The organism is Actinophytocola sp. (assembly GCF_035942955.1).
Lineage (GTDB): Bacteria > Actinomycetota > Actinomycetes > Mycobacteriales > Pseudonocardiaceae > DASYTH01.
Genome location: NZ_DASZCQ010000116.1, coordinates 1 through 3,625, shown reverse-complemented (window position 1 = coordinate 3,625; position 3,625 = coordinate 1). Strand labels below are relative to the sequence as shown.

1 protein-coding gene is annotated in these 3,625 nt (G+C 68.8%); it reads right to left on the bottom strand.

The window, feature by feature from the left end; all coding sequences use genetic code 11:
• Nucleotides 1-27 precede the first annotated feature (27 nt).
• Nucleotides 28-3,150 carry an endo-1,4-beta-xylanase gene (locus VGX25_RS11390; protein ID WP_326917625.1) on the bottom strand — a complete coding sequence of 1,041 codons (3,123 nt, stop codon included), beginning with the start codon at nt 3,148-3,150 and terminating at the stop codon, nt 28-30.
• Between the last annotated feature and the right edge of the window lie 475 nt (nt 3,151-3,625).

Below are 3,625 nucleotides of genomic sequence, written 5' to 3'. Positions count from 1 at the left end.
GTCGAGGATGGTGCGTGGACGGAGCGGTCATCGGGTCAGCTTGGCCACACCCCAGCGGGAAGTGTCCACAAAGGACCTTCCAGTGGGGTCGTGCCAGGTGCGGGCGGCGGTGCGGGCGCCAGCGGTGGCATCGTTGACCTGGAGGTCGAAGCCGAGCAGGGAGCCGAGGCCGGCCTGGATGCTGTCGAGCTCGATCGCGGCCTCGACGACGTAGCCGCCCGGCACGACTCTGGTGGCGCTGGTGAGGTTGTCGGAGATCCGGAAGCCGCCGAAGTTGCCGGTGATGGTCGCCCGGTTGGTGAAGCTGATCCGATACTGGCCGTCCTCGTCGCGGTATCCGGTGTCCTTGTGGTTCTCCGGGCTGAGGAAGATCTCGACGGAGTCCTGCTCGAAGGTGTTCGGGCTGGACTCGTCGAGGGTGGGATCGGTGACGGTGGCCAGCACGTAGAGGTGGCCGGCGTCCCAGAGCAGCTTGGCCGTGGCCCTGGCTCCGCCGGTGCCGATCACCTGGACGTCGGTCGCGACGGTGCGGGCCTTGGTCCAGACCGGGTCGGCACCCCCGTCGACGACCGGGGTGCCGCGCGGGACGTCGACCTGGCCGATCGGCTTGACCAGGGTGAGGGTGGCCCAGCGGGAGGTGTCGGTCTCCTGGCCGTGGGAGTTGTCGTTCCAGGAGACCGGAGCGGTCGGGTTGGACGCGTCGCGCACGCGGATGTCGAAACCCACCGACCGGTCGAGTGTCCCGGATGGACGGAGCGGGATCGCCGCCTCGAGCCGGTAGCCGAGCGCCGTCGGCCGGGTCGCCGCGCGGAAACCGGGGCCGTGCCCGCCGTTGCGCAGCACGCGGTAGCGGGCGTCGTCCGGCTCGTAGGCCGGGGTCTTGCCGTTGTTCTGGTCGACGAAGAGGTCGACGAGGTCACCGTGGTCTCGGGTCGGGTCGATCACCTCGGCCTCGACGTACAGGTTCTGCGCGTCCCAGCGGACCTGGAAGTTGGCGCCGACGCCGCTGCGCGAGTGGATGTCGGTACCCGGCAACAGGTTCCACTCGAGCTCGCGCTGCCCGTCGAGCTGGGGGCGGCCGGCCGGCACGGTGAGCCGCCGGGTGATCTGGGGTAGCCGGGCCGGATCGACCAGACCCCAGTAGGCCGGTTTGGACTGCAGCTGCTCGTCGAACAGCAGCGGCAGGTCCAGCCGCGGGAACGGGAAGTTCTTCAGCCAGGTGTTGTCGTCGGCGACGCCCCACACGGTCACCGAGTTGATCTTGTCACGGTGCCGGCGGAACAGGTCGAAGACGTCCCGGTACCGGTAGCCCTGGATGGCGATGTTGTCCGCCGGGATCGCCGGAAGCGACTCGACGAAGTTGGTGTAGGCGCTCATGTCCAGCTCGGTGACCTGCTGCTCGACGCCGAGCTTGGCGAACTCGGTGATGCTCTTCTCGATCTCGCCGATCCGCTGCCGCTCGATGTTGATGTGCAGCTGGTGTCCGATGCCGTCCACCGGCACGCCTTCGGCGCGCAGCTGGCGGACCAGGTTGAAGATCTTCGCCCGCTTGGCCGGGTACTCGGAGTTGAAGTCGTTGAGGTACAGCTTGGCCCGCGGGGCCACCTCGCGCGCCACGCGGAACGCCGTGCGGATGTAGTCCAGCCCGGCGATCTCGTAGAACCTGTTGCGCCGCAACCCGTCCGGCTCGACCTCGTCGACGACCTCGTTCACCACGTCCCAGGCGTAGATCTGGTCGGCATAGTGGCCGGCCACGGCCCGGATGTGGTTCTCGATGCGGCGCAACAGCAACGCCTTGTCCTCGGGGCTGTCGGTCAGGTCGACACCGTCGCGTTGGAACACCCAGGCCGGGATCTGGCTGTGCCACACCAGGGTGTGCCCGCGCAGCGCGATACCGTGCGCGGCGGCGAAGTCGGCGAGAACGTCGCCGTCGGTGAACGTGAACTGCCCCTCGACGGGTTCGGTCGCGTCCCACTTCATCGCGTTGCCGGCGGTCATCGAGCTGAAGTGCTTGTCGACCAGCTCGGCGTGCACGCCGAACGTGTCGCTCGGCAGCATCGCGGTGCCGATCTTGAAGTCGTCGGCGAACACGTCCTTCAGCGAAGGGATGTCCCGCTCGATGGGCCGCGGCCGCACGAAGGTCCGCTCGAAGTCGTCGATGTAGAACGACGCCGTGCCGCTCGCCGTTTCCACGTACGCGGCGAGGAAGTCGACGTCGGAGCCCAGCACGTAGGAACCGGCGATCCGCACCCATGCGTCCGGGGTGACCCCGGCGACGCCGGCGACGTTCTCGAAGCTCTGGCTGGCGCCGGAGCGGCGCTCGATGGACAGCCGCAGGTCGGAGACCGGCTCGCCGGGCGCGAGCTTGACCCAGACGGAGAACTCGTACTTCTTGCCCTTGGTGACCCTGCCGAGCAGGTTGCGCGCCGGCCCGTAGAAGAAGTCGCTGCGGCCGGTGGTCAGCAGGCTGTGCGTGCCGGTGTGGGCGTCGGCGGTGGTGACCGTGAGCACCTCGGGGCCGATCCTGGGCACGAAGCCCTGCGCGGTGCCGTCCTCGAAGTCGCTGACGATCGGCGCCTCGTCGGGCGGACCGCCTGGCGGCGGGGCGGTCATCGTGACCATGACGTCGTCGACGTCGTATGCCGCGGTGGCGTCCGCGGTCTCCACGTAGAGCTGAAGTTGGGAAGATTCCGTTGGCACGGTGTAACTTCCGCGCAGCTGGGTCCACCCGGCGTCGGTCACCGCGCCGTTGGCGACGAAGTCGAACGCCGTCGAGCCGCCGACCGGTTGGCGCTGCACGGTCAGCTGCAGCGTCGCCGCCGCCGTGCCAGCGATGAGTCGCGTGTGGACGGTGATGGCGTAGGTGGCGCCGGTCAGCAGCACGGGGGCGAGCTCGACGCTCGGCCCGTTCCAGCTCGCGGTGCGCCCGGTGGTGCGCAACCCGAAGCCGCCGGTGTTGGCCGCGTCGGCGGTGGCCGCGACCACGGCGCTACCCCGGCCGAACCAGCCCTGCGTGCTGCCGTCCTCGAAGTCGTAGCCGGCCACGACGACCGGATCGTCGGCGAGTGCGCTCGGTGCGGCGGGCACGGCGGGCAGCACCAGCCCGAGCAGTGCCGTGCACGCGATCCACACGCGGGTCGGGGTCCGCATGGGCGTGCCTCTCGAAAGTTTCGGTCATGTATCGGAAGCTCTACCGGGGCTGACTCTAGACTCGCCGCGACCCGCTCAGCAATACACCACCGGCATGCGAAGTCTCGGCGCCACCCGTGTCCGAAATTTTCGGAAAGCCGCTGACCGGCGGCAACGAACCTCCAAAATCCACATGGTGTCCGCGAAAGTCCACATGGCTGTACCTAGTCTGGTTGACAGGCGAGCCATAGGTCCACATAGGACGATGTAGGACCACGCTTCCGTACCCTGCACGGGAGGTTCCCCATGCCCAAAACCGCGCATTCCCGTCTGTTGAGCAGGCGCGCCGCGACGCTGCTTGCCGTGCTGACCGCGGTCGGCGCGGCGGTGTTCGCGCTGCTCGTCGTGCCCGCCCCCACCGCCCAGGCCGAAACCCTGTTCAGCGACAACTTCGAAGACGGCAACCTCGACGGCTGGACCCGCTCCGGCGGCAGCT